Source organism: Sporichthyaceae bacterium (assembly GCA_036493475.1).
GTDB lineage: Bacteria > Actinomycetota > Actinomycetes > Sporichthyales > Sporichthyaceae > DASQPJ01.
This window is the reverse complement of the sequence record DASXPS010000187.1, coordinates 1-23,390: the sequence shown is the minus strand read 5'-3', so window position 1 is coordinate 23,390 and position 23,390 is coordinate 1. Positions and strand designations below refer to the sequence as shown.

Sequence of the window (23,390 nt, the reverse complement as noted above, 5' to 3'; positions counted from 1 at the left end):
CGCCCGGCGGGCGGGGAGGGCTTCGGGGGATGAGCTTCAAAAGGCGGTTCCGCAGACGGACCGCGGGGGAAACGTTGCGCGCCGCGGGGTGGTTCCTCGGCGTCTCGGTGGTGTCCGGCGCGTTGGTGATGGGCGCGGTGCTGCCCATGGTCGGCTCCGCCGCCATCGCCACCACCAAGGCCGCCGACTACTACGAGGGCCTGCCCGCCGACCTACCGACGATTCCGCCCGCCGCGGCCTCGGTGCTGTTGGCCGCGGACGGCACCCGCATCGCCACGTTCTATGACGAGGACCGCATCTCGGTGCCGTTGTCCTCGGTCTCGGTGGTGATGCGCCAGGCCCAGGTTGCTATCGAGGACTACCGCTTCTACGACCACGGCGGCATCGACCTCAAGGGCACCCTGCGGGCACTGGTCAAGAACCAGAGCAGCGACAGCCAGCAGGGTGGCTCCACGCTCACCCAGCAGTACGTGAAGAACCTGCTCATCCAGCTCTCCGACGGCGACCCGGACAAGATCGCCGCCGCACATGCGCCGACCATCGAGCGCAAGGTGCAGGAGCTGCGCTACGCCGCCGAGCTGGAAAAGAAGCTGACGAAGGATCAGATTCTCGAGAACTACCTGAACATCGCCTACTACGGGGACAACGCCTACGGGGTGGAGGCGGCCGCCCGGCACTACTTCTCCAAGCCCGCCGCCGACCTCTCGCTGGCCGAGTCGGCATTGCTGGCCGGCATCGTGCGCAGCCCAACGGAGTACGACCCGGTGACCAACCCGGACGCCGCGAAGACCCGGCGCAACCTGGTCCTCACCCGCATGCGCGACGTCGGCGTGATCACCACCGAGCAGATGACCGAGGCGCAGAACAGCGACCTGGGCCTGCGGTTGTCCAGCATGCACAACGGCTGCGACGCCTCGACCGTTCCGTGGTTCTGCGACTACGTGCAGCACGTGTTCGCCAACGACCCGGACTTCGGTTCCACCGAGGCCGAGCGGCTCGATCTGCTCTACCGCGGTGGGCTGACCATCCGCTCCACACTGAACCCGCAGGCGCAGGCCGCCGCCGACCAGGCGATCGCCGACCGCACCGACCCGACCGACCGGGCGGCCGCCGCGATGGCCACCGTGGAGCCCGGCACCGGGCGCATCCTGGCCATCGCGCAGAGCCGGCCCTACGGCACCGGCGACGGGCAGACCACCGTGGACTACGCCGTCGACCACGCGTACGGGGGCAGCAACGGCTTCCAGGACGGTTCGACGAACAAGGCGTTCACCGCGGCCGCCGCGGTCGACGAGGGGTACGGCACCGAGTACAAGATCGACTCACCGTTCTCCATCGGCGGATTCGACTCGCAGCTGAGCTGCGACGGCAAGAAGGTGCCCGCCGACGGCTGGCACCCGTCCAACGACGAGAACAAGCCCAACGTGTACGGCCCGGTGATCACCATGCGCGAGGCGCTGCGCAAATCGGTGAACACCTACTTCGCGCAGATGGAGCAGAAGGTCGGGCTGTGCGAGACCGTGCAAATGGCCCAGGCGGCCGGTCAACACCGCGCGGACGGCACGCCGCTGCGCGAGTACCTGCCGTTCACTCTCGGCATCAACGAGGTCTCACCGTTGAACGTGGCCGACTCCTACGCCACCTTCGCCGCACGTGGCAAGCACTGCGACCCGATCGCCATCGACGCGATCACCCGCCCGGACGGCAGCTCCATCGCGGCACCCAGCGCGAACTGCGCGCAGACCATCAAGCCGCAGGTGGCCGACGTGGTCACCAATTTGCTCCAGTCGGTGATGCAGCCGGGTGGTACCGGACAGAACGCCACGTTGAACGACAACCGCCAGGCGGCCGGTAAGACCGGTACCACCAACGGCGCGGTCGCCGTCTGGTACACCGGCTACACCCCGCAGATGTCGACGTCGATCTGGGTCGGTGATCCGGACAGCTACGGCTACAAGATGAACAACATCACCATCGGCGGCACCCACTATGACCAGGTCTGTGGTGCCTGTGTGGCCGCGCCGATCTGGCAGCAAATGATGAACGCCGCGCTGCGCGGCCAACCGAAGGCCACCTTCCATGCCGCCGATCCGGACTGGCTGACCGGCACCAAGGGCGAGGGGGACCCGCGCAAGGCGCACGTCACCTACACGTACACCCCGCCGGGCGACACGCCGAAGAAGAAGAAGTGACGCTCCGTCGGGTGATCCACAGATAGCGCAAAGCCGATCATCAGATCGCACGAAGCCGGCCGGGCAATCATCGTCCTGTCGCCGCATTGGGGACATCGGACAGGGGGTTCAGGGACATGGAAGAGAACGCAGGGCAGCAGCCCGAGCAGCCGTGGCAGTCCTGGCAGCCCGAGCAGCCCGTGCAGCCGGCGCAGCCCGAGCAGCCGTGGTGGCAGGCACCCGCACCGCAGCAGCCCGAGCAGCCCTGGCAGCCGCCGACGCAGCACCGGCAGTTCTCGCTGTCCAGGCTGCCGCGGCAGCTGCCCACCCCGGTGATCGCCGGCATCGCGGCGGTCCTGGGTGCGGTGAGCATGCTCGCCTTCCACGGCGCGGTGGCGCACGCCACCAACGACAACCAGACCACCCCGACCACGGTCACCGTCCCGCAGAACGGCGGCCAGCAGCAGGACAACTCCGGCCTGACCTTCCCACGCTTCCGCTTCGGCAACGGCGCCGGCAGCGGCCAGGACGACGGCTCCGGGCAGTCCGACCCGTTCAGCGGCCTGCAGCAGGGCCTGCAGGGAATGCTGCAGGGCCAGGGTCAGGGCGGCAACGGCCCGCTCGGCGGCCTGCTCGGCAACGGCGGCTCCGGCCGTTCGACCGGCACCAACGCCGCGGCCACCGCCATCTCCCCCGCGATCGTCGACATCAACGTCACGCTGAACGACGGTGAGGGCGCGGGCAGCGGCATCGTGCTCACTCCGAACGGCGAGATCCTCACCAACAACCACGTAATCTCCGGCGCCACCTCGATCACCGCCACCGACGTCGACAACGGCAAGACCTACAAGGCCGTGGTGGTCGGCTACGACCGCGGCGATGACGTGGCCGTACTGCAGCTGCAGAACGCCTCCGGGCTGACCACCGCCAAGATCGCCCCGACAGCGGCCAAGGTAGGCGACGCGGTGATCGGGGTCGGCAACGCGCAGGGCGCCGGTGGCACGCCGAGCTGGGCGTCCGGCACGGTCACCGCGCTGAACCAGAGCATCACCGCCACCAGCGAGGACGGCAGCAGCCCGGAGTCGGTGGGCGGCCTGATCGAGTCCACCACCCCGATCGAGCCCGGCGACTCCGGCGGCCCGCTGGTGAACTCGGCCGGCGAGGTGGTCGGCATGGACACGGCGGGTGAGTTCTCCTCGCTGCGCTCGGCGGCGTCGTCCGCCTACGCGGTCCCGATCGCCAAGGCGCTGGACATCGCCGGGGCGATCGAGAAGGGCGACACCTCCAACGGCGTGCACATCGGCACCACCCCGATCCTCGGCGTGATGATCCGGTCGGACCGGGCCACCGGCAACGGCAACGGCGTGCTCATCGACGAGGTGGTCTCCGGTGGACCGGCGGCGAAGGCCGGCCTGCAGGGTGGCGACACCATCACCGCCATCAACGGCACCAAGGTGAACTCCCCGACCGCGCTCACCGACGCCATCCTCACCCACCGGGCCGGTGACCCGGTCAGCGTGAGCTACACCGACGGCAACGGCGCCAAGCACACCGCGACGGTGACCCTGGGCTCCGGCCCGGCGCAGTAACCAAGCCACCCCCGACGTCCGGCCGACCCGTGGGCATCGCCACGGATCGGCCGGACGTGTGTGTGGCAGCGCCCCACCGGCGCTACGCCCGGCGCAACGTGTAGTCCGCCGAGCGGAATCGGGCCAGCTGCCGGGCGTACTGGGTGGCGAAGCCCGGGTACATGGTGGCGTTGAAGCCGTCGTCGGTGAGGTACCAGCTGTGGCACCCGGAGTTCCAGTTGGTGCGGGCCAGCCGCTTCTGGATGTCGGTGTTGAACTGCTGCTCCAGATCGGCACGCACATCCACCGAGTGCAGTTGCTGGGCAACAAGGTGGGAGATAGCGGCCACCGCGTAGTCGATCTGGGACTCCATGTAGACCAGCGCGGAATTGTGCCCCGGCCCGGAGTTCGGGCCGAAGGTGAAGAACAGGTTCGGGTAGCCGGACACCGTCATGCTCTTGTACGCATACGCGCCACCGGCCCAGTCCTCATCCAGCGTGCGGCCGCCGCGGCCGGTGATCGGGATCGGGGTGCCGGTCTTGGCCACGTCGAACCCGGTGGCGAACACGATGGCGTCCACGTGGTGCTCGACGCCGTCCGCGGTGCGGATGCCGACCGGGCTCAGCGTTGCGATCGGCCAGGTGATCAGCTTGCAGTTGTCGGCCTGCAACGCTCGGTAGTAGTCGTTGGAGATCAGCATGCGTTTGCAGCCGATCTTATGATGTGGAGTCAGTTGCCTACGCAGCCACGGATCCGAGACCTGGACGCGGCGTTGCAGGTGCGCCGCGCGCTCCACCACCTTGGTGGCCGGCGAGGACCACACCACGCCGAGTGCGATGGACTCGTGCGCGGCGAACACCGCGCGACGCATCACGCTCTGCGCGAACGGCACCTTGCCGAACAGCGCCTTGGCCGGGCCCGGCGTGCCGAACTGCAGCCGCGGCAGCACCCACCCCGGCGTGCGTTGAAAAACCTTGACGCTGCCCGCGTCCTTCACCAACTCCGGGATGATCTGCACCGCGCTGGAACCGGTGCCGATCACCGCAACCTTCTTGCCGGTCAGGTCGATCGAGTGGTCCCACTTGGCGCTATGGATCTTGATGCCCCGATAGTCCTCGATGCCGCGCATCGCGGGCAGGCCGGCGTTGGACAACGGGCCGGGTGCGAACACCACGGTGCGCCCGCGGAACTGCTCACCGTTCTCGCAGTGCGCGGTCCAGGTGCCGCGCCGCTCGTCCCACTCCAGCGAGGTGACGTTGCGGCCCAGCCGCAGGTACGGTGCCAGGTCGAATTCGTCGACCAGGTGGTGCAGGTAGCGCAGGATTTCCTCGCCGTCGGAGTAGAACTGCGACCACTGCGGGTTCGGCGCGAACGAGTAGGAGTACAGCACCGAGGGGATGTCGCAGGCCGCACCCGGATAGGTGTTGTCCCGCCAGGTCCCGCCGATCTCGGTGCGACGTTCCAGGATCACGAAGTCGTCGTGCCCGGCCCGGCGCAGCCGGATCGCCGCGCCCAGCCCGGCGAACCCGGCGCCGATGATCAGCGTGGTAGCGGGCGGAATTACCCGGCGGGCGCTCATGCGGCGGGCTCGTGGGTGAGCTCGGAGATCCACGACGGCAGGCCGCGCAGCAACCGGCGCGGGTAGTACCCGGACACCGCGACCAGTGGGTTGCCGACGAAGCGGTGGAACGGGTGGCTGCGGTTGGCCACCATCTCGCCGTGATAGCGCAGCACCTGGTAAGCCGGGTTGCGTCCGGTGGTGGGGCTGCGGTCGCCCACCCGACCGAACCGGCCGATGGCGTCATAGAGCCGGTCTTCCTGCAGGCCCATCGCGATGATGTTGTCGCGCATCTTGGACAGCAACGGGGTGTAGTACAGCAGCCCGATCAGCGTGCGCGGGGTGAGCAGCGTGCCCAACCCGTTGATCCACAGCCGATACAGCGGGCCCGCGCCCAACGTCTCCAGCACGTGGAAGTCCACCGCGAGGTGACGGGACTCGTCGGCGTTGATCTTCGAAAACACCTGGTGGCAGAGCGGGTCGTGCACCTCCTCGAGCAGGAATTTCAGCAACGCGCCGTCCAGCGCCACCTCGAGCATCGGGATGATGGTGCCCAGCGTGGCCAGTGGGGTGGAGTCGGCGTGGCGGTCCAGCCAGTTGATGATCAGCCGGATGTTCACGTTGGGCTCGGGGATCTCGCCCTCGGACAACATGCCCCAGCGGTTCATCAACGCCAGTTCGGCGTTGGCGTGCCGCTGCTCCTCGGCGTGGAAGTAGGTGTAGATCTCGCGCAGCGTGTCGTCGTCGGTCTTGGTCGCCATGGCGGCGAACGCCCGCCCGCCGACCTGCTCGATCCACACCAGGTCGGCCATGAACGCCTTGAGCTTCGGCCGCTGCTCGTCGGTGATCAGCTCGGCACCGGGGGCGTCCCAGTAGAAGTCGGCCAATGCCCACTGCCGGTCCTTGATTTTGACGAGGATCTCGTCGAGGTCCAGCGCCATTGCTGTTCGCTCCTCAGATCTTCTTGGCGACGGCGGACACGGCGCGGAAGCCGAGTCCCATGACCTTCGTGTAGGGCGCCGGCAGGTGCCGCTTGAGGTGCCAGAGGACCTGCGCATGCCGCTGCGGGATCACGTACAGCCGGCCCTTGTCATGTGCGTCGAGGGTGCGCACCGCGACCGCCTCGGCGGTCATCCCGGTCCACCGCATGAGCTTCTCGGCCAGCTCCACGGCCTGGCTCTCGATGCGTCCGTCGCGCACCACGTTGGTCTGCACGAACGTCGGACACAGCGCGGTGACCGCGACATCGGTGCCGGACAGCTCCGCGGCCATGGTCTCGGACAGGGCGAGCACCCCGGCCTTGCTGACGTTGTAGGCGCTCATCTGCGGCATCGCGCCGAACGCCGCCGCGGACGCGACGTTGATGATGCCCGCGGTGCCCGCGGTGCGCAGTCCGGGGGTGAACACGTGGCAGCCGTGCACAACGCCGAACAGGTTCACCCCGAGCACCCACTGCCAGTCCTCGATCGGCAGCTCGCCCACGTCCTTGCCGCCGGAACCGACGCCGGCGTTGTTGATCACCAGGTCCACCGGCCCGCAGAGGAACTCCTCGGCCTGCTTGGCCAGCGCCACCACGTCGTCGTACACCGCGACGTCGCAGGCCACCGCCAACGCCCGCGGCCCGATCTGCGCCGCGGTTTCCTGAGCCCGAATCACATCGATGTCCGCACAGACCACCTGCCCGCCGCGGCGGGCCAGCTCCAACGCGAATGCCCGACCGATCCCGCTGCCGGCGCCGGTGACCACGGCCCTGGCACTGTGCGAACGCCTACGCATGGGCACCTCCCTGTAGCAGGGGCGCCAGGTAGCGCCCGGCGAATTCCCGTGCGGCGTCAGCCTCTTCCAGCCGTGCCACCGAGTCCGGAGTGAGCAGGAAGGAGATCACCAGACGTACCGTCAGTTCCGCGGCCAGCGCCAGTTCCGCGCTGCTGCGCCGGTCGGTGGGGTTGTCCTTGGCGATTCGGTCGGCCAGGTAGTCCCGGGCGGCGGCGATGACCGGCCCGCCCTCGACGGTGAAGTAGCGCAACACCGACTCCGGTTCGGCGTCGAGAAGTCGGGCGAGCAGCACGTGGCTGCGAATGGCGTCGAGGGTGAACACGAACCCCTCGGCGATCTTCTCCTCGGGCGTGCTCAGTTGGTCCAGGCGCTCGTCGAGGCGGTCCAGGAACGAGCGCACCTCGCGCAGCACCACGGCTTCGACCAGGTACTGCTTACCGGGGAATCGCCGATAGAGGGTGACCCGGGACAACCCGGAACGCTTGGTGATCTGCTCGACGGTGGACCGGGCCACGCCGAACAACTCGAACTGGCGCAACGCGGCGTCGATGATGCGGTCGGTGGTGCGGTCCTCGACGGCCTCGCCACCGGTGCGCTCCCCGATCGCCCGCGCCACCAATGAAACAACCATACGAGATTTGTAACATCGACACTCGGCGCCCACAAGCACTTCCGCACCCCGTTACCCCCCCGAAAGCGCAGAACGGAGCGCAAAACAACGCGGATTTACGCGCGCTTCTGCGCTTTCGGGGCTAAGGGGCGGCGTTTTGGGGCGAGGGTGGTCAGAGTCCCAACGGGTGGTAGCGCCCGATGATCAGGTGCTCCAGCAGGCCGCGGGCGGGCGCCGACTCGCCGTTCACCTCGACGTCGCACAGCAACTGACGGTGCCACTGATTCGGCAGCGCCGGGTCCGCCGCGGCGAGGTCGAGCACCTCATGGCTCAGCCGGAACTGCCCCTGCGCCAGGCCGTGCGCCCACTGCGGGTGTCGATATCCGATGCCCTGCATCTCCAGATGCGCGTGCGGACGGAAGCGCAGCCGCAGCCGCTCGCCGTCCTCGGTGAGGCCGGTCAGCGTGCCCGCGGTGACCCATCGGGTGCCCGGCGCCAACTCCAGCGCCATGGTGGCGGTGCCGTGCACGTGCTTGTCCGGAACCGACCCGTGCGGGCACACGGTCAGCCGCGTGTTCCAGGCCCGGCCGTGCTCGTCGGCGTTCACGTGCCACCACAGCGTGCGGTTGGGCAGGTGCACCGGCGTCCACAGCCAGAAGAACTGCGGCTCGACCGGGGGCTGCTGCGGCTGCGGGTCGCGCTCACCCACCGGGCGGATGCCCCAGGACCGGTCGCGCAGGCCGTCCACGGCGTCCAACCGGTACGCGGCACCGGCGACCTGCACCGTCCCGCTGACCTCGCAGGCCTGGGAAAGGCGGGTGTAGTCCATGAACGAGCGGGTGCCGATGCGCTGGATGAACCGCGGTTCCTCGATCGGGAAGTGACGCCCCGTAAAGGTCAGGTCGCAGGACAGTTCGGCATCCTCGACGACCAGCCGGAGCTCGTGCAGCGGCTCACAGACCTCAATCCGCACCGGGCCGATCGCCATGGCGGTGCGGTCACCGAGCACCTGCGAGACGTGCAGACAGTGCTGCCTGCCCGCCAAGGTGACCGACAGATGCGCATCGGCCACACCGATGTTCGGGTAGATGCCGAACGCGGCGGTGACGGCGATCCCGTCGGCGGTGAATGCCCCGAAGTAGGCACGGTCGTAGAAGTTGCGGTCGGTGCCGGAGACCGCGGCCGGTTCCGGGGTCTGGTGGACGAACCACTCGTCAGCGCCGGTGAGCATCAGGCCACCTTCACCGGGAGCTTCTTGATGCCGCGGAAAAAGTTGGAGCGCAGCCGTTCCACCGGGCCGGTCACGCCCAGCGAGAGGTCCCGTTTGATCAGTTCCTCCAGCAGAATCTCGCCCTCCAGCTTTGCCAGGTGGGTGCCCAGGCAGAAGTGTGGACCCCAGCCGAAGGCGAGGTGTTTGTTCGGGCTGCGGTCCAGGATGAGCCGGTCCGGGTCGGCGAACACCCGCTCGTCGCGGTTGGCCGAGTTGAACCAGAGCACGACCTTCTGCCCGGCCTGAATGTCCCGCCCGTGCAGTTCCACGTCCCGGGTGGTGGTGCGGCGCATGCACACGATCGGCGAGATCACCCGGACCAATTCCTCCACGGCGACCTTCGGCTTGACCTGACCCTCCGTCAGCCGCGCCCATTCCTCGGGGTTCTCGTGCAGCAGCAGCACGGTGCCGGTCATCAGGTTTCGGGTGGTCTCGTTGCCCGCCACCAGCATGAGCAGGTAGTAGGCGTCGAGCTCTTCCTGGTCCAGCGGGACCCCGTCGACGTCGGCCCGGGTGAGCAGGCTGATCAGGTCATCGGTGGGCTCGGCCCGGCGTTGCGCGGTGACCTCGTGGAAATAGTCGTAGATCTCGGTCCGGGTCCGGGCCATCACCCACGGGTCGGCAACGAAGTCCGGGTCGGTCTGACCCGAGATCACATTGGTCCACGCGATGAACTGCGACGTGTGGTCCGGATCCACCCCGAGCAACGCGCCGAGCACCAGCAGCGGGACGCGGGCGGTCGCCGAGGCCACCAGGTCCGCCTCGCCCAGCGCGACGAGGCCGTCGAGGTGGCGGCTGACCAGGTCACGGATGCGCGGTTCCAGCCGGAGCATGCGCTCCCGGGTGAACTCCGCGGTCACCAGCGCGCGCATGTCGCGATGCCGCGGGGCGTCCATGTTGTGGATGGACGGCTTGCCGTGGCCCTCCGCACGACGGGACTGGATCTGGGTACCGCCGGCGCTGGAGAAGGTTTCCCAGTCCGAACCCGCGGCCTTGACGTCGTCGTAGCGGGTCAGCGACCAGAACCCCTCGCCGCCGTCGGGTTCGTCGTTCCAGTGGCACGGGTCCTCATCGCGCAGCACGCGGAACAGGTCGCCGTCGGTGGCCCGCACGAACGGGTCGAGGTCCATCAGGTCGATCTGGTCGGGGCGCACAGCTCAATCCTCTCTGACAGCAACAGCACGGGCGGCGAGCAGTCCGCCGTCGAGTTCGAGGTCGACGCCGTTCACCCAGGACGCCGTCGGGGAAAGCAGGAACGCGGCCGCCGCGGCGACCTCGTCGGGCCGGCCGTGCCGGCCGACCACCGACGCGGCGCCGTCCACGCTCGCCCCCATCGATGTGCGGAAGTCCTCGATGATCGGGGTCTCGATCGGGCCGGGACTGACCGCGTTCACCCGCACGCCGCGGGACAACTGCGCGGCCGCGGTGGCCACGCTCCAGGACACCAGCAGCTTCTTGGACAGGTCGTAGGCGTCGCTGCCGCCGAGGCCCTCCGCCTTGGCGTAGCGGAGAATCTCCTCGTCCGCGGCGGCCTGCAGCCGCCACGCGACCTCGTCGTCACACACCGGACGGCGACCGGCCAACGAGGCGACGTTGACCACCGCCGCCCCCGGCCGCAGCCGGGGCAGCACCGCTTCGGTGAGCCGCCGGGTGCCGAGGAAGTTCACCCGCAACACGGTCTCCGCCGGCGCGGTGCCGGGGACACCGGCCACGTTGGCCAGACCGTCCAGGTCCGCGGCCTGCTCGCCCAGGGTGGCGATCTGCGCGGGGTCGGTGAGGTCGACGCGGAACGGGACGGCGCCGGCCGGGATGCCCGCGACGTCGCGATCGACACCGACCACCTGATGGCCGACGGCCAACAGTTGCTCGGCCAGCGCTCGGCCGATGCCGGAGGCCGCCCCGGTGACCAGAATCCTCATGCCAGCACCGCCCGGACCTCACAGAACTCCAGCAGGCCCCACTCGCCGAGCTCGCGGCCCACCCCGGAGCGGCCGAAGCCGCCGAACGGTGCCCCGGCCCGGCTGCGGGTGCGCACGCCGTTCACCTTGACCTGACCCACCCTCAGTTCGCTGGCCACCGCGGCAATACGCGCCGGATCCGACCCCCATACCTCGGCGGACAGACCGTAGTCGGTGTCGTTGGCCACGGCGATCGCGTCCGCGTCGTCGTCGTAGGGCAGCAGCACCAGCACCGGGCCGAAGACCTCCTCGCGGGCGATCTCCGCGTGCCGGGCGACGTCGCCGAGCACCACCGGGGCGATGTACGGCGGCGGCAGCACAAACCCATCCGCCGGGTGTCCGCCGGAGCGTGAGCTATAGCTCACGGTGGAGCGGACGCCCGGCGGGGTTGGCGCGGCGCCGGCGACGACGCGGGCGCCGTCGGCCAGCGCGCGACCGATGAAGCCGGCGACCCGCTCATGTTGGCGGACGCTGACCAGCGGCCCCAGGTCGGTGCCGTCCAGCGTCGGGTCGCCGATGCGAAGGTCGGCGAGGGTGGCCACCGCGGCGGCCTCCACCCGGGCCTGTTCGGCGCGCGGGTAGAGCAGCCGGGTCGGGGCGTTGCAGGCCTGGCCGGTGTTGAGGAACGCCGCGCGCACCGCGCGCGGCAGCACGTCGTCGAGGTCGGCGTCGTCGAGCACGATGCTCGCCGACTTGCCACCGAGTTCCAGCGCGACCCGACGAATGGCCGCTGCGGCAAGGGATCCGACCCGCGCACCGGCCGCGCCGGAGCCGGTGAACGAGACCACGTCCACGCCGTCCGCGGTGACCAGGGTTTCCCCGGCGGTCGGGCCGTAACCATGCACCAGGCCGAGCACCCCGGCGGGGACACCGGCCTGCAGACCCAACTCCACGAAGCGCGTCGCAGCGGTGGGCGCGAGTTCGCTGGGCTTGAGCACCACCGCGCAGCCGGCCACCAGCGCCGGAGCCAGCTTGGTGGCGCACTGGTAGACGGGCATGTTCCACGGCGTGATCGCGGCGACCACCCCGGCGGGCACGTGGTGCACCTCGAACCCGTCGTGCTTCTGCGTCCAGGCGAACCCGCGCGCGATGGCGGCGGTGCTGCGCAGCACGGTGGCGACCAGGTCCACCTGGGTCGCCCGGGCCAACGCCATCGGCATGCCCATCTCCCGGGTGACCGCGGCGGCGATCTCATCGCCGGCGGCGAGCACCGCGTCGGCCCAGCGGTCCAATACCGCGGCCCGCTCCTCGACCGGGACACGCGCCCACGCCGGTCTGGCGGCCCGCGCCGCGTGGACCACACGCTGCACGTCGGCGGGCGCGGTCTCGACGAGGATGGCGACCACGCTGGAGTCGATCGGGCTGACCACCTCGATCTCGGACACGTGCCTCCTCCCTGGACTTGTTTGCGACGAGCGAATCACATTTCAACGCACAGCACAAGGCTTCCCAGCGGGCCGGAGAGCGCGTACGGTGTGACTCGTCAGTCGCATTCTGAACTCGATCCGGAGGTGTGCCCGCGTGGAGTTCGACGCGTTCGCGCCGGCCGACACCCCGGACGTCGAAACGGCGCCCAAGGTCGGCAATGCCCGCGGTCGACGCACCCGCGCCCAACTGGTGGAGGCGGGCACCGCGTGCTTCGCCGAGTACGGCTACGAGCGCACCCGGATCACCGACATCGTCACCCGCGCCGGGGTTTCCCAGGGCAACTTCTACCGGCACTTCGAGTCCAAGCGGGAGATCTTCCTCGAGGCCCTGCGCCCGGGCCTGGACGCACTGCTCGAGGCCCGCTCCGGTCTGCAGGACCACACCGACGCCGACTCCCTCACCGCGGACACCGTGCTGTACCTGCGCACCTACAGCCGGCATCGCTACATCCTGCGCGTGATGCGCGAGGCCGCCGCGGTGGGCAGCGACGGCTTCGACGAGATGTGGCTGCAGCTGCGCGGCAACTTCGTCACCCGCACGCAGGGCTGGCTGGAACGTCTGCACGCCACCGGCCGCATCGGCGACGGCGACTTCCCGCAACTCGCCGCGGCGCTCGGCGCCATGCTCGAACAGGTCGCCTACGTGCAGGTCGGTCTGCCCGACAAAGCCCCCCGCGATGAGGAGATCCAACGCATCGCCCGGGTTATCGGCGACGTCTGGCATCGCGCCCTACCCCCCGTCTGACGCTCCATCAATCCAGCCTCTTCTCCCGGGAGACCCAGTGCACACCTGGCCGCTCAACGACACCGCGTCGACCGTCTTCCCGCTCACCTCGCGGGCCAACGTGGGCGAGATCTTCCCCGACCCGGTCACCCCGCTGAACGCATCCACCGGTTTCTTCGCCAACCTCGAGGCGGGTTGGCGCGACGCCTATGTGGCCACCGGCGCGTGGGACCACGACCTCTACGACGGCGCGGTGGCGCACAACCCCATCGCCGTGTTCGGCAGCTACATCTACATCAACATGTCGCTGATGCGGCTGTTCGGGGTGCGGGTGCCCGGCTTCACCCCGGAGGCGGTGGACCTGCAGTACTTCGGTGACCTGCCGGGGATCCCGTCCTACGAATCCGAGAAGCGCGACTTCGACGAGAACGAGGCCGCCTCGGAGAAGGCCGGCGGGTGGCTGATGGGCTCGGTGCTCGGCGCCACCGACCTCGCGCCCTACGACGCGGACCGGGTGCGGGTGCTGGACATCCGCCGGTCCCGCCCGGACCTGGCGTCACTGTCCGACGCGGAGCTCGCCGCCCGGATCACCTCGTTCAACGACGACCTGCGGCACTTCTTCTGCAACCACATCGTGGCCAGCCTCGCCGCCGGCGTGGGCCTGGGCGCGGTCGCGCAGGTGTGCGCGGCGATCGGCAAGCCGGAGCTGTCGCTGACGCTGGTGGCCGGCATCGGTGACGTGGACTCCGCCGGTGCCTCGCGCGGGATGTGGACGCTGTCCCGCAAGGTGCGCGCCAGTGCCGAACTGACCGCCGCCTTCGACGCGGGCGTGTCCGGTCTGCTGGGCCGACTGCAGGGGCTCAACTCCCCCGACGCCAAGGCGTTCGGGGTCGACCTGGACGGCTTCCTCGACGAGTGGGACTTCCGCGGGCAGAGCGAGTGGGAGATCCGCGCACAGACGTGGAGCACCGAACCCGAGGTGCCGCTGTCCATGATCGAACGACTGCGGTTGGTCGCCGACGAAGAGGCACCCGAGGCGAAGAACGCGCAACGCGCCGCCGAGCGGGAGGCCGCCGCCAACGGCATCCGGACCGCGTTGGCCGGCCACGAGGCGCTGCCGCAGTTCGAGGCCGCCCTGCACGCCGGTGCGTTGTGGGTGCGGGCCCGGGAGCGGCAGCGCACCTCCAGCGCCATGCTCATCCACGAACTTCGGCTGGCCGCGCTCGAACTCGGCCGCCGCGGTGTCGCGGCCGGCGCACTGCCCGATGCCAAGCGCGTGTTCATGCTGTTCGCCGACGAACTGCCTGCCTACGTGGCGAATCCGGCCTCCTTCGCGGACACGCTGACCGAGCGCGAACGCGTCTACCTGGAGCTGTTCGACTACATCCCGCCGTTCGTCGTGGCCGGCCAGCCCGCCGAGTACACCGCCTGGGAGCGCCGCGACGCGCACACCGCGGAGCTGCTCGCCACGGGTGCCTCGCTGGCCGGGGTGCCGGGTTGCCCCGGCGTTGCCCGCGGCCGGGCGCGGATCGTGCTCAACCCCGACGAGGCCGAGGACCTGGAGCCCGGTGACGTGCTGGTCGCCCCGATCACCGACCCGTCCTGGACACCGCTGTTCGCCGCCGCGGCCGCGGTCGTGGTCAACGTCGGCGCCGCGTTCTCCCACGCCGCGATCGTCAGCCGCGAACTCGGCATCCCGTGCGTGGTCTCCGCCATCGACGCCACCCTGCGGATCCCCGACGGCGCCCTGGTTGAGGTCGACGGCACCACCGGCACCGTCACGCTCCTGGAGGCGTGATGTTGTGCCGCACCGCAAACTGGGTGTCGCTCTTGTCCACGAACCCGACGTAGGTGCTCAGGCTGACCAACCAGGTGGCGACCGTGATCGGCCGGCCGAGTTCCTCCTCGACCGCCTTCATGTCCACGACGATGTCCCCGGCCGACCGCAGCTTCCAGTAGGGACCCTCGTCATCGACCTCGACCTGCTGCCCGGAGCAGACCAACGCGTCGATCGTGGCGTCCGCGTCGGTGCCCTTCATCAGCACCAGAACGGTCACCCGACACCGTCCACGCCGAGCGCGGCGACGACCTGGCGCTGGTGCACGATCGCCACGGCGAGCACCTCACCGAACGGGACCTTGGCCGCGGGCAGGCACTCGTAGAGTTCGGCCAGCGGAGCGACGGCCTCGACGGCCCGCGGCGTCCACCTGTCGATCCACTCCGCGACGATCGCCCGGTTGGCCGCGGCGGCCGGCACGTCGGGCCCGGTGACCATGCGCACGAACTCCTCGGTCCAGGCCCGCTCCCGGCGTCGGTCGCGCGCCACCGAGTTGAGGATCAGCTTGGACACCACGTCCCCGTGGATCGGGCCGAGCGCACCGATCAGCCGCAGCACCCCGACCTCGGTCGCGATCGGGTCGAAACACAGGTTCACCGCGACGACGGTCTCGCCCCAGTCGCAGACCCCGAAAGAGATCTCCTCCACCAACCGGCGCAGCGGTTGGTAGCGCGGGGATTCCAGCCAGGCCTCCTTCGCGCCGGTGGCGTCGAAGCCGGGGACGTTCTCCTCCAACGCCAGCATGTAGTGGACGATGTCCTGCGAGTGCCGCACCCGGTCGAAGGTCTCGAACAGCATCGAGGCCACGACGGTGTCGGACAGGGCCTCGCGGGATGCGGAGAACATGCCGCGGAACAGCCCGTACTCGACGAAGGACCAGACCGCGTAGTGGTTCTGCACGATCTCGATCAGCCAGGTCGGGTCGATGTCCGTGGCGAGGCTGTCCGCGACGTCCTCGGTCAGCCGCTCGATGGCCCGTTCCTGCTCGGCCTGCATGCGCATGTACGGCCGCTGCCACAACGCGGACGGGTCGCGGAAGTCGTACCAGTCCGGGTGCCGCAGCCGTGACGAGTCCTCGCTGAACGCCTCCCGGCCCTCGGGCGTGCGCAGGTAGGAGTTGCCGTTGTCCCACCAGTTGCCGAGCTTGGGCTGGATGTGCAGGTTGACGGCCTCGTACTCACTGGGGCGCTTGCGCCGCGCGTTGATATAGCTGAAGTCCCGCGGCGGCTTGGCCGCCGACGCACCGCTCATGGCGTTGCTTCGGCGCGGGCGAGCGTCCCGTCGGCCTGCTTCACCAACTCCGGTGCTTCGGTGACGTTGTTCAGCGGGTTGGAAATCTCGAAGTTCAACCGCTTCACGTCATCGATGGTCCACAGATGCTCGCCCTGCTTGGTGTGCGGCTGCGCGACCAGCGTCCGGCCGTCCTCGCGCAACAGGTTGCGGGTGACGATGAACTCCTCCAGGCCGACGCCGTCCCACACCTCGTCCCAGAGCATCGTCCCTTCGTAACGCTCGGGCTGCTGGCAGAAGATCTCCTCGCACGGCGCGGAGCAGAACGCGTGCTTGCGCCCGTCGTAGGAGCGGACCCGGGTGGTGGCCTCGTCGATCTTCGGGAACACGCACGGCAGCGCGCAGGTGCGGCAGAAGTACGGCCGCTCGGACAGACCCTGCAGCGGGATCATCTCCATGTTCGGGTCCTCGAGCAGGTTGAACGCCTCCCAGAACTGGCCGTAGGTCTCATACCAGCCGGGGTAGGAGTTCTCCAGCCACTCCATGTGCTGCGGGGTGACCGTCGGCCAGCGCCAGTAGTGCAACGGCCACGACGCGGCCGCCACCATCGCCGCGGTGTGCCCGGACCACTTCATCCGCTCGACGGCGTGCCCGAAGTACTTCGGCACCTGCAGGCCGAACGGCTCCAGGCTGCCGATGTAGTTGCCGACCCAGTCGTCGGCCACCCACTCCTCCCACAGCTTGTTGTAGGAGGTGTCCATCCGGCCGCGACCGAAGTAGTCGAACAGCACACTCATCAGCGGGTCCATGAACACGTGCAGGCGCCAGAACGAGCGGTCGAAGTCGACCTGCAGCATCGGCAGGTTGTCCGGCTCGGACAGCACCGCGGCCAGCGTCGCGTACCCGTTGGCCGAGTGCCGGGCCTCGTCGGACTGGATGGACAGAAAGACGCCGGGGGTGGCGTGATCCCCGTTGAGCGCGGCGACCCGGGTCAACGCGATGAACAACGGGTTGGTGTACGCGGTCTCCGCGACGACCTGCAGCGACAGCGCGCACTCGATCGGGTCGTTGACGTAGAAGTTGTCGAAGCACACCCGACCGGCGCGGGCGAAAATGTTGTCCCCGCGTACCTGCATGCCGCGGTCGAACCCGCATGGCTCGGCGGCGTGCTTGGCGAAGTGACGCAGCAGGTACATCTCCTGGTTGAGGTGCCGACGCTCGTCCATCGCCTGGGCCAGGTAGCCCGCGCGCAATTCGGCGTTGTCCACGGTGTCCACGAGCATCGACTGGCACTTCTCCGCGCCGTACTCCCCGTAGGCCACGATCGGCAGCGCGAGCTTGATGCCCTCCAACCAACCGAGGTCCGCCTCGGCCGCGGGGGCGGTGCGGGACAGCACGTCCTCGAACCCGCCGTACAGCCGGTCGTCCTTCTCCTGCTCCATGGTCAGGTACTCGCGGACGAGGGTGCGGAACGGATCCTTGGTTTTCTTCGGCAGCTTGTAGCGGGTCGGATACCGCGGTTGGTGATCGACGTAGGTCGGGGTCCATTCGACGGACTTCACCCGATCATGCGCGGATACGAGCGAGGGCATGGATCCTCCGACGTGCTGGGTTCGTTCCGGATCGTTTCACGCCGCGGGCGTCGCCAATCCTGTGAGGACGCTCCAACTTCAGGGAGCCGGGGTTTCCCCGGTGCAGACGAAGGCGTCGGCGTAAACGTTCTGCGGGCGCACCCCGCGGTCCACCAGCAGGTCACGGGCGGCGTCGACCATGCCGGGCGGGCCGCACAGATAGGCATCGTGACTGCTCCAGACCGTGGAATGCGCAGCCAGCGCATCGGTCACCACGCCGACCGCGCCGGTCCAGCCCGGCGGCGGCGCCTGCAGCACCGGCACGAACGTGAGCGCCGGCAGCTGGTCCTGCAGGGCGGCGATCTCCGCGAGTGCGTAGAGGTCAGCGGTGCTGCGCGCGCCGAAGAACAGGGTTACCCCCCGGTTGGTGGAGCGCTTGTCGGCCAGGTCGGTGAGCATGGCCAGCAGCGGGGCCAGGCCGGCGCCGCCGGCCACCATCACGATGTCCCGGTGGGAGAGCCGGATCGCCATCAACCCGTAGGGGCCGTTCACGATCAATTCATCTCCGGGCCGGGCCTGCTCGTCGACGTACCTGGAGAACAGCCCGCCGGGCATCATCTTGCAGATCAGCTCGATGCGGTCGGTGTCCGCGGAGCCGTTGGCCATCGAGTACGAGCGAGCCACGGCGTGGCCGGGCACCGTGACGTTCACGAACTGACCCGCGACGAACGCCATCGGGCGGTCGGGATGGCGCAGCACCACGCGGCGGACGTTGGGGGTGAGCGACTCCACCGACTCCAACACGGTCGCGCGCGCGACGGCGCCGTCGCCGCGAAAGAACTCCTCGGCGCCCAGCTGCATCTCGGCCACGTCGATCACGCAGTCCTCGACCGGATAGCTCTGGCAGACCAGGATCGCGCCGGCGTCCCGCTCCCGCGGCGGCAGTGCGTAGCTCGACGCGGTCAGCTCGACGTCGCCGTCGACCAGCCGTACCTTGCAGGCACCACAGCCGCCGTGCTGGCAGCCGTAGCGCAGGAACACCCGGTTGCGCAGCGCCGCGGACAGGATGGTCTCGTTCTCGGCGCAGTCGAAGGTGTGGCCGAACTGCTCGACCGTGATGTCGTACACCAACCGCCCATCCCCTCGGGTGTCGCACACCTAACCACGGTGGGGCCGCCCGGGTCGACGCGGCATGATCGGGACATGGCTACCACCTCGTTGATGGTTCCGCTGGGCACCCCGGCGGCGGAGTTCGCGTTGCCGTCGATCGACCGCGGGCAGGTCGCGCTGGCTGACCTCGGCGCCGCGCCCGGCCTGTTGGTCGCTTTCATCTGCAACCACTGCCCCTACGTCAAGCACATCGAGAAGACGTTCGGCGCGCTGACCGCTGAGCTGTCCGCCGCCGGCCTGGCCACGGTGGGCATCTGCAGCAACGACACCGCGGCGTATCCCGACGACGGTCCGGCGGGGATGCGCGCGCAGGCGGATCGCGCGGGGTTCACCTTCCCCTACCTACTGGATGACTCGCAGCAGGTGGCGTTGGCCTACCGCGCCGCCTGCACCCCGGACCTGTTCCTCTACGACGCCGCGCGCCGGCTGGCCTGGCGCGGGCAGTTCGACGAGACCCGGCCGAGCACCGGGGGTCCGGCCACCGGCGCGGACCTGCGGGCCGCGGTCGAGCACGTGTTGGCCGGTCGCCCGGTGCCCGAGCCGCACATCCCCGGCATGGGCTGCGGCATCAAGTGGAAGCCGGGCAACGAGCCGGCCTGACAAAGCACAACCGCCCCCGCTAAGCGCCGAAAGCGTTCAGCCGACCTGGCGGCGCACCTCGGGGATGACCCGCTCGGCGAACAGCTCCATGCTCTCGGTGTCCGGGTAGTCCCGGCAGCGCGGCTGTAGAATACCCACATCACGAATCGCGTGGTCGGATACACCCGGCTGAGCAGTGACACCGACCGATCCACCAGCATCGCGCGACAGCGCGACCTCATCGAGCAGACGGCCCGTGCCCGTGGCTGGGTGCTGGTCGGCATCGAGGACGACGTGGACGTGTCGGCCACCAAGAGCAGATTGGACAGGCGGGGCCTCGCCAAGATCCGGGCCATGGCGGTCACCGGCGCCATCGACGGCGTGCTCACGTGGCGCGTGGACCGCATCGCCCGATCCGTGCGCGACCTGGCGGAGCTGACGGAGGAGTGGACCTCGCAGAACGTCAGCCTGACTAGCTGCACCGAATCGTTCGACACCTCCACGCCCAGCGGTCGGGCAATGCTGCAGCTGCTGTCGGTGTTCGCCGAACTCGAAGCGGCGACGATCCGGGAACGGGTACTGGCCTCGCGGGCTGCGCTACGCAAGGGCCAGCGCTGGGGCGGCGGCACTCCCCCATTCGGCTATCGGATCGTGGACCGAGATGGTGGCGGCAAGGTGCTGGAGGTGGATCCGGAGGAGAAGGGCGCGGTGGAGCGCGTGGTGGCCGATGTGCTGGGAGGTGCATCGCTCAACGTCTGTGTGAAGTGGCTCAACGACAATGGCCACCGACCCCACCGGGCGGAGAAGTGGACGGTGCAAGCGCTCAAGGTGGTGCTGACCGGGTACAGCCTGCTGGGCCAGCAGACGCACAAGGACAAGGTGATCCGCGATGAGGCGGGTTACCCGATGCAGTTCTGGGATCCGATTCTGACGGAGGAGCAGTCACAACAGTTACGGCAGCGGATGTCCACCGGCGCGGCTCCCGGCCGCAAGGACACGCGCGGTGTGAAATCCAGTCCTGTAAGGCTTCTGAGCGGCGCGGGACTGCTGGAGTGTTCCGGCTGCGGCGGCCCGATGTGGGCCAACCAGAGCAACGCCCGGCCCTGTTACAAGTGTCCCAGCCGTGAGTGCCCGCAACCTATGGTCATCAGCGCTGAGCCGCTGGAGCAGTGGATTGTGGATCAGTGGGTGGATCACGTCGGCGCAATGCCCCACGGACACTTCACGGTGACCACCGGGGCCCCGGAGGAGTTGCCCCGGGTCGAGGAAGCGTTGGCTGCCGCCGCCACCGAGCTGGCCGGTGCGCTGGCGGATGACGACCGAGAGGACGACGTGGAGGTGCTGGGCGAGAAGCTGAAGGCCCTGAAGGCACGCAGGACGGAGCTGCTGGCTGCGCCGCGTGAAGGTGCAGTGGTCTGGCACGCATCCGGGCTGACGTTCCTGGGCGCCTGGGATCAGGCGGAGGACAGCGCCGACCCGATAGGGCTGCGCCGTGCGCTGGTGCGGCAAGCCGTAGAGCGCATCGTGGTGCGCCCCGGCGTGCGCGGTCGGAAGGGTGTAGACACCGACCGGTTCACAGTCCGATGGGCGGAGGGCCTGGACGCGGCCGGCTGAACTCAGCCAAGCCGACTGACGATCCGTCATCGTTCGTCACCTTTTGTGGTCGTTGCTCCCTAACACTCCGCGATTGCCCGCCTTGTTGCCATCGCCAGCCGGGAGTTTTCCCAGCCCGCACTTGGCCTTGTCGGGCCGTTATGTCCACGCACCCCCGCTGACCTGCACCGCAATCCGTGACGAGCGTCGGCGTTCGTTCCGAGCGCGGCGAGACAGCCAACGTCCACGCCTGGCCGCTGCTGTCCTGAAAGGACGAGGGCGGACACGGGGTCCGACCGGGGGCGAAGGAACGCGATGGACGGGAAGAGCACGACGGCGGCGAACACCGCGGCCGACTTGATGACGATGCGCGCGGTGGCCGGGATGTTCGGCACGACGGAGCGCACAGTGCGCCGCTGGGTGGCCGGTGGCCTCCTGCCGGCTTACAGGGTCGGCCCGACGTTGGTCCGGATCCGGCGCTCGGACGCGGAGGCGCTACTCCGTCGGGTGCCGACCGTCGCAACGGCGGTGACCTCGTGACCGCGGCGCCGGTCGCGGAGGCACCGGCCACCGACCGCATCGCTGCCGAGCTGCTCCCGCTGGCGGAAGCCGTGCGCAAGGTCGCCGGGGCAGAGCGCTTCTACGTGGCCAAGACGCGCAGCGCCCTGGATGAGCTGCGTGCTGTCACTGAGGAGTTCGAGGACGCCGATGCCCTCGCGGACATCCTCGCCGCCCTGGACGACGCCGAGACCGCGGTGGAGACGGTCGAGGAGCACCGCGACGACCCTTCCGGCGTAACCGCGGAGGAGCGCACCGACGCTCGCGACGAAGCCCGCGAATCGCTGGAGACCCTGGCCGACGCGATCGACTCCGCGATCTGCGAGATGGCGGCCGACCCCGCCCGCGCCGTCGTGGACATCCTGCAGGAGGCCGGGCAGGACGACCAGGCCGAGCCGTCGTTCGTCCCGGGCCAACCGCACTCGCGCACGATCGACCGGCAACGCCGACAACATCAACAGAAGTGCGACGTCACCACCGCCATGGTGGGCGCGGCTCTCACGTTCATCGAGGCCGACCGGCACGACGACGACGGGGACGTCATCGAGGCAGAGCTGGTCGAGCCGGAGGGGGCGCCGCTCTCCGAGCGCGAGGCGGCCCGGCTGGTCGACCTCGAACAGATCGTTTCGGAGGGCCTCGACGCGTTCGTGCAGGTGGCCGTGGCGTTGGCCGAGATTCACTCGGCAAGGCTCTACCGCGCCACCCACCGGACGTTCGCGGATTACGTGGCCGAGCGGTGGAGCATGCACCGGGCCCACGCCTACCGCATGATCGCGGTGGTGCCGGTGCTCGCGGGCATGTCTCCAATTGACGACATTCCCCTGCCGAGCAACGAGGCGCAGTGTCGGGAGCTCGCCCGAATTCCCGAGGGAATCCGCTGCGACGTATGGGCCGACGTGTGGAACGCCACCGATGGGAGGCCCACGGCCAAGGCCGTTCGGTCGGCGTACCTGGCCCGGGTCCAAGAGGCCAAAGCCGCCAGTGCGCGACAGACGGCGGAGAAAGTCGAGGGAGCCAAACCCTTCGACAAGGGGCCGGGGCTGGCTGTGCGTCAGACCAAGTGGGTCCATCGACTGGTGGAGATGTTCGCCGAGCTGGAGGCCAACGGCGTCCATGCCCGAATGACCGGGGACACCGAAACGTACGAGCAGATGCTCCACACCGTGGATCGCCTGAAGACCCAACTGCTTCGTATCGAAGCGTCGATCAAGGGAGAAGAAGCCCGCGAGCCCGCGGCCTGACCCGAGTCACCAGCTCACCCGTCGGACGACGCCCTCCCCGATTCGTTCGGCGGACTGCGCCATGGAGGTGGGCCTCGATGTAGCGGACATCGACGCCGAAAAAGAATGCCGTGCATCAAGAGACCGCGCACAATTCTGGTGAATTACAGTTAGTTGCGGGCGAACCGCAACGTATCTATTCTGGAAATGGACCGGAATTCAAACAAAGGAATGAGAATGCGCACAAAGAGCCATAGCGCCCTGCTCGACATTTCTATGCCGCCGACGCTTGCCGAAGCCATCATCGAGGCGGCTGAGGAGGACACCGAGGGGAATATTTCCCGGTGGATCCGGCAGGCCTGCACCAACGAGCTGGCGGCGCGTGACCGACGGGCGACCCGATGACCGGCATAGATGACCTGGTGCTGGCTTACCCCTGCGGCACCTGCAGCGCGCCCGCCGGCCAGGAGTGCCACGCGCCACGTAAAGCCCATAGGGCGAAGCTCAGCCACCGCCAGCACACCACGCGACAGGACAAGGCCATCCGGGCTTTCAACGCCGCGAGGGCCG

The 23,390-nt window shown here is 69.1% G+C and carries 21 protein-coding genes; 9 read left to right on the top strand and 12 right to left on the bottom strand.

The window, feature by feature from the left end:
• Positions 1-29 precede the first annotated feature (29 nt).
• Positions 30-2,192 (top strand): transglycosylase domain-containing protein, encoded by a 2,163-nt coding sequence (locus VGJ14_18285; protein ID HEY2834376.1) that lies wholly within the window; start codon positions 30-32, stop codon positions 2,190-2,192.
• Between the two features lie 116 nt (positions 2,193-2,308).
• Positions 2,309-3,760: a trypsin-like peptidase domain-containing protein gene (locus VGJ14_18280; GenBank protein HEY2834375.1), complete on the top strand. Its 1,452-nt coding sequence runs from the start codon at positions 2,309-2,311 to the stop codon at positions 3,758-3,760.
• A gap of 82 nt (positions 3,761-3,842) precedes the next feature.
• Here VGJ14_18280 and VGJ14_18275 read toward each other — a convergent pair whose 3' ends face one another.
• The 8 genes from VGJ14_18275 to VGJ14_18240 all read right to left on the bottom strand — a co-directional run bounded on the left by VGJ14_18275 (position 3,843) and on the right by VGJ14_18240 (position 12,296).
• On the bottom strand, positions 3,843-5,318 hold the full coding sequence (locus VGJ14_18275; GenBank protein ID HEY2834374.1) for an NAD(P)/FAD-dependent oxidoreductase: 1,476 nt from the start codon (positions 5,316-5,318) through the stop codon (positions 3,843-3,845).
• On the bottom strand, positions 5,315-6,238 hold the full coding sequence (locus tag VGJ14_18270; GenBank protein ID HEY2834373.1) for a hypothetical protein: 924 nt from the start codon (positions 6,236-6,238) through the stop codon (positions 5,315-5,317). Before VGJ14_18270 ends, VGJ14_18275 begins: the two co-directional genes overlap by 4 nt.
• A 13-nt stretch (positions 6,239-6,251) precedes the next feature.
• The gene (locus VGJ14_18265) at positions 6,252-7,073 is read right to left on the bottom strand and encodes an SDR family NAD(P)-dependent oxidoreductase (protein HEY2834372.1); all 822 of its coding nucleotides are present in this window, start codon (positions 7,071-7,073) and stop codon (positions 6,252-6,254) included.
• The gene (locus VGJ14_18260) at positions 7,066-7,704 is read right to left on the bottom strand and encodes a TetR family transcriptional regulator (GenBank protein ID HEY2834371.1); all 639 of its coding nucleotides are present in this window, start codon (positions 7,702-7,704) and stop codon (positions 7,066-7,068) included. The genes VGJ14_18265 and VGJ14_18260 overlap by 8 nt, the downstream gene beginning before the upstream one ends.
• Positions 7,705-7,855: 151 nt before the next feature.
• Positions 7,856-8,914 carry a hypothetical protein gene (locus VGJ14_18255; protein HEY2834370.1) on the bottom strand — a complete coding sequence of 353 codons (1,059 nt, stop codon included), beginning with the start codon at positions 8,912-8,914 and terminating at the stop codon, positions 7,856-7,858.
• Positions 8,914-10,107, bottom strand: a complete 1,194-nt coding sequence (locus VGJ14_18250) for a cytochrome P450 (GenBank protein ID HEY2834369.1) — start codon at positions 10,105-10,107, stop codon at positions 8,914-8,916. The genes VGJ14_18255 and VGJ14_18250 overlap by 1 nt, the downstream gene beginning before the upstream one ends.
• Positions 10,108-10,110: 3 nt before the next feature.
• Entirely contained in the window at positions 10,111-10,872 is a 762-nt protein-coding gene (locus VGJ14_18245; GenBank protein ID HEY2834368.1) for an SDR family oxidoreductase, read from the bottom strand.
• The gene (locus VGJ14_18240) at positions 10,869-12,296 is read right to left on the bottom strand and encodes an aldehyde dehydrogenase family protein (protein HEY2834367.1); all 1,428 of its coding nucleotides are present in this window, start codon (positions 12,294-12,296) and stop codon (positions 10,869-10,871) included. Before VGJ14_18240 ends, VGJ14_18245 begins: the two co-directional genes overlap by 4 nt.
• Positions 12,297-12,432: 136 nt before the next feature.
• Between VGJ14_18240 and VGJ14_18235 the strand changes: the two genes are divergently transcribed.
• Together VGJ14_18235 and VGJ14_18230 are read left to right on the top strand one after the other, a co-directional pair.
• Entirely contained in the window at positions 12,433-13,083 is a 651-nt protein-coding gene (locus VGJ14_18235) for a TetR/AcrR family transcriptional regulator (protein HEY2834366.1), read from the top strand.
• Positions 13,084-13,120: 37 nt separating this feature from the next.
• A complete protein-coding gene (locus tag VGJ14_18230; GenBank protein HEY2834365.1) occupies positions 13,121-14,860 on the top strand; it encodes a PEP-utilizing enzyme in 1,740 nt (579 codons plus the stop codon).
• Here VGJ14_18230 and VGJ14_18225 read toward each other — a convergent pair.
• The 4 genes from VGJ14_18225 to VGJ14_18210 all read right to left on the bottom strand — a co-directional run bounded on the left by VGJ14_18225 (position 14,841) and on the right by VGJ14_18210 (position 18,858).
• On the bottom strand, positions 14,841-15,119 hold the full coding sequence (locus VGJ14_18225) for an MmoB/DmpM family protein (protein ID HEY2834364.1): 279 nt from the start codon (positions 15,117-15,119) through the stop codon (positions 14,841-14,843). The two genes, VGJ14_18230 and VGJ14_18225, sit on opposite strands and share 20 nt — an antisense overlap.
• A complete protein-coding gene (locus tag VGJ14_18220) occupies positions 15,116-16,150 on the bottom strand; it encodes a hypothetical protein (GenBank protein ID HEY2834363.1) in 1,035 nt (344 codons plus the stop codon). Before VGJ14_18220 ends, VGJ14_18225 begins: the two co-directional genes overlap by 4 nt.
• The gene (locus VGJ14_18215; GenBank protein HEY2834362.1) at positions 16,147-17,721 is read right to left on the bottom strand and encodes a hypothetical protein; all 1,575 of its coding nucleotides are present in this window, start codon (positions 17,719-17,721) and stop codon (positions 16,147-16,149) included. The genes VGJ14_18220 and VGJ14_18215 overlap by 4 nt, the downstream gene beginning before the upstream one ends.
• A gap of 78 nt (positions 17,722-17,799) precedes the next feature.
• Positions 17,800-18,858, bottom strand: a complete 1,059-nt coding sequence (locus VGJ14_18210; protein ID HEY2834361.1) for a 2Fe-2S iron-sulfur cluster binding domain-containing protein — start codon at positions 18,856-18,858, stop codon at positions 17,800-17,802.
• A 45-nt stretch (positions 18,859-18,903) separates the two neighbouring features.
• Between VGJ14_18210 and VGJ14_18205 the strand changes: the two genes are divergently transcribed.
• The 5 genes from VGJ14_18205 (at position 18,904) to VGJ14_18185 (ending at position 23,225) form a co-directional block, all read left to right on the top strand.
• The gene (locus VGJ14_18205; protein ID HEY2834360.1) at positions 18,904-19,470 is read left to right on the top strand and encodes a thioredoxin family protein; all 567 of its coding nucleotides are present in this window, start codon (positions 18,904-18,906) and stop codon (positions 19,468-19,470) included.
• A 150-nt stretch (positions 19,471-19,620) separates the two neighbouring features.
• Positions 19,621-21,063, top strand: coding sequence for a recombinase family protein (locus VGJ14_18200; protein HEY2834359.1), 1,443 nt, complete (start codon positions 19,621-19,623; stop codon positions 21,061-21,063).
• 294 nt (positions 21,064-21,357) lie between these two features.
• A complete protein-coding gene (locus VGJ14_18195; protein ID HEY2834358.1) occupies positions 21,358-21,582 on the top strand; it encodes a helix-turn-helix domain-containing protein in 225 nt (74 codons plus the stop codon).
• Positions 21,579-22,841, top strand: a complete 1,263-nt coding sequence (locus tag VGJ14_18190) for a hypothetical protein (GenBank protein HEY2834357.1) — start codon at positions 21,579-21,581, stop codon at positions 22,839-22,841. The genes VGJ14_18195 and VGJ14_18190 overlap by 4 nt, the downstream gene beginning before the upstream one ends.
• 216 nt (positions 22,842-23,057) lie before the next feature.
• On the top strand, positions 23,058-23,225 hold the full coding sequence (locus tag VGJ14_18185) for a hypothetical protein (protein ID HEY2834356.1): 168 nt from the start codon (positions 23,058-23,060) through the stop codon (positions 23,223-23,225).
• Positions 23,226-23,390 lie beyond the last annotated feature (165 nt).

Excerpts from the sequence above, each read along its gene's own strand:
- VGJ14_18185 (HEY2834356.1), top strand. The coding sequence starts at position 23,058 with ATGCGCACAAAGAGCCATAGCGCCCTGCTCGACATTTCTATGCCGCCG.
- VGJ14_18215 (HEY2834362.1), bottom strand. The coding sequence starts at position 17,721 with ATGCCCTCGCTCGTATCCGCGCATGATCGGGTGAAGTCCGTCGAATGG.
- VGJ14_18195 (HEY2834358.1), top strand. The coding sequence starts at position 21,358 with ATGGACGGGAAGAGCACGACGGCGGCGAACACCGCGGCCGACTTGATG.
- VGJ14_18245 (HEY2834368.1), bottom strand. The coding sequence starts at position 10,872 with ATGAGGATTCTGGTCACCGGGGCGGCCTCCGGCATCGGCCGAGCGCTG.
- VGJ14_18265 (HEY2834372.1), bottom strand. The coding sequence starts at position 7,073 with ATGCGTAGGCGTTCGCACAGTGCCAGGGCCGTGGTCACCGGCGCCGGC.
- VGJ14_18220 (HEY2834363.1), bottom strand. The coding sequence starts at position 16,150 with ATGAGCGGTGCGTCGGCGGCCAAGCCGCCGCGGGACTTCAGCTATATC.
- VGJ14_18275 (HEY2834374.1), bottom strand. The coding sequence starts at position 5,318 with ATGAGCGCCCGCCGGGTAATTCCGCCCGCTACCACGCTGATCATCGGC.
- VGJ14_18260 (HEY2834371.1), bottom strand. The coding sequence starts at position 7,704 with ATGGTTGTTTCATTGGTGGCGCGGGCGATCGGGGAGCGCACCGGTGGC.
- VGJ14_18280 (HEY2834375.1), top strand. The coding sequence starts at position 2,309 with ATGGAAGAGAACGCAGGGCAGCAGCCCGAGCAGCCGTGGCAGTCCTGG.
- VGJ14_18285 (HEY2834376.1), top strand. The coding sequence starts at position 30 with ATGAGCTTCAAAAGGCGGTTCCGCAGACGGACCGCGGGGGAAACGTTG.
- VGJ14_18205 (HEY2834360.1), top strand. The coding sequence starts at position 18,904 with ATGGCTACCACCTCGTTGATGGTTCCGCTGGGCACCCCGGCGGCGGAG.
- VGJ14_18270 (HEY2834373.1), bottom strand. The coding sequence starts at position 6,238 with ATGGCGCTGGACCTCGACGAGATCCTCGTCAAAATCAAGGACCGGCAG.
- VGJ14_18255 (HEY2834370.1), bottom strand. The coding sequence starts at position 8,914 with ATGCTCACCGGCGCTGACGAGTGGTTCGTCCACCAGACCCCGGAACCG.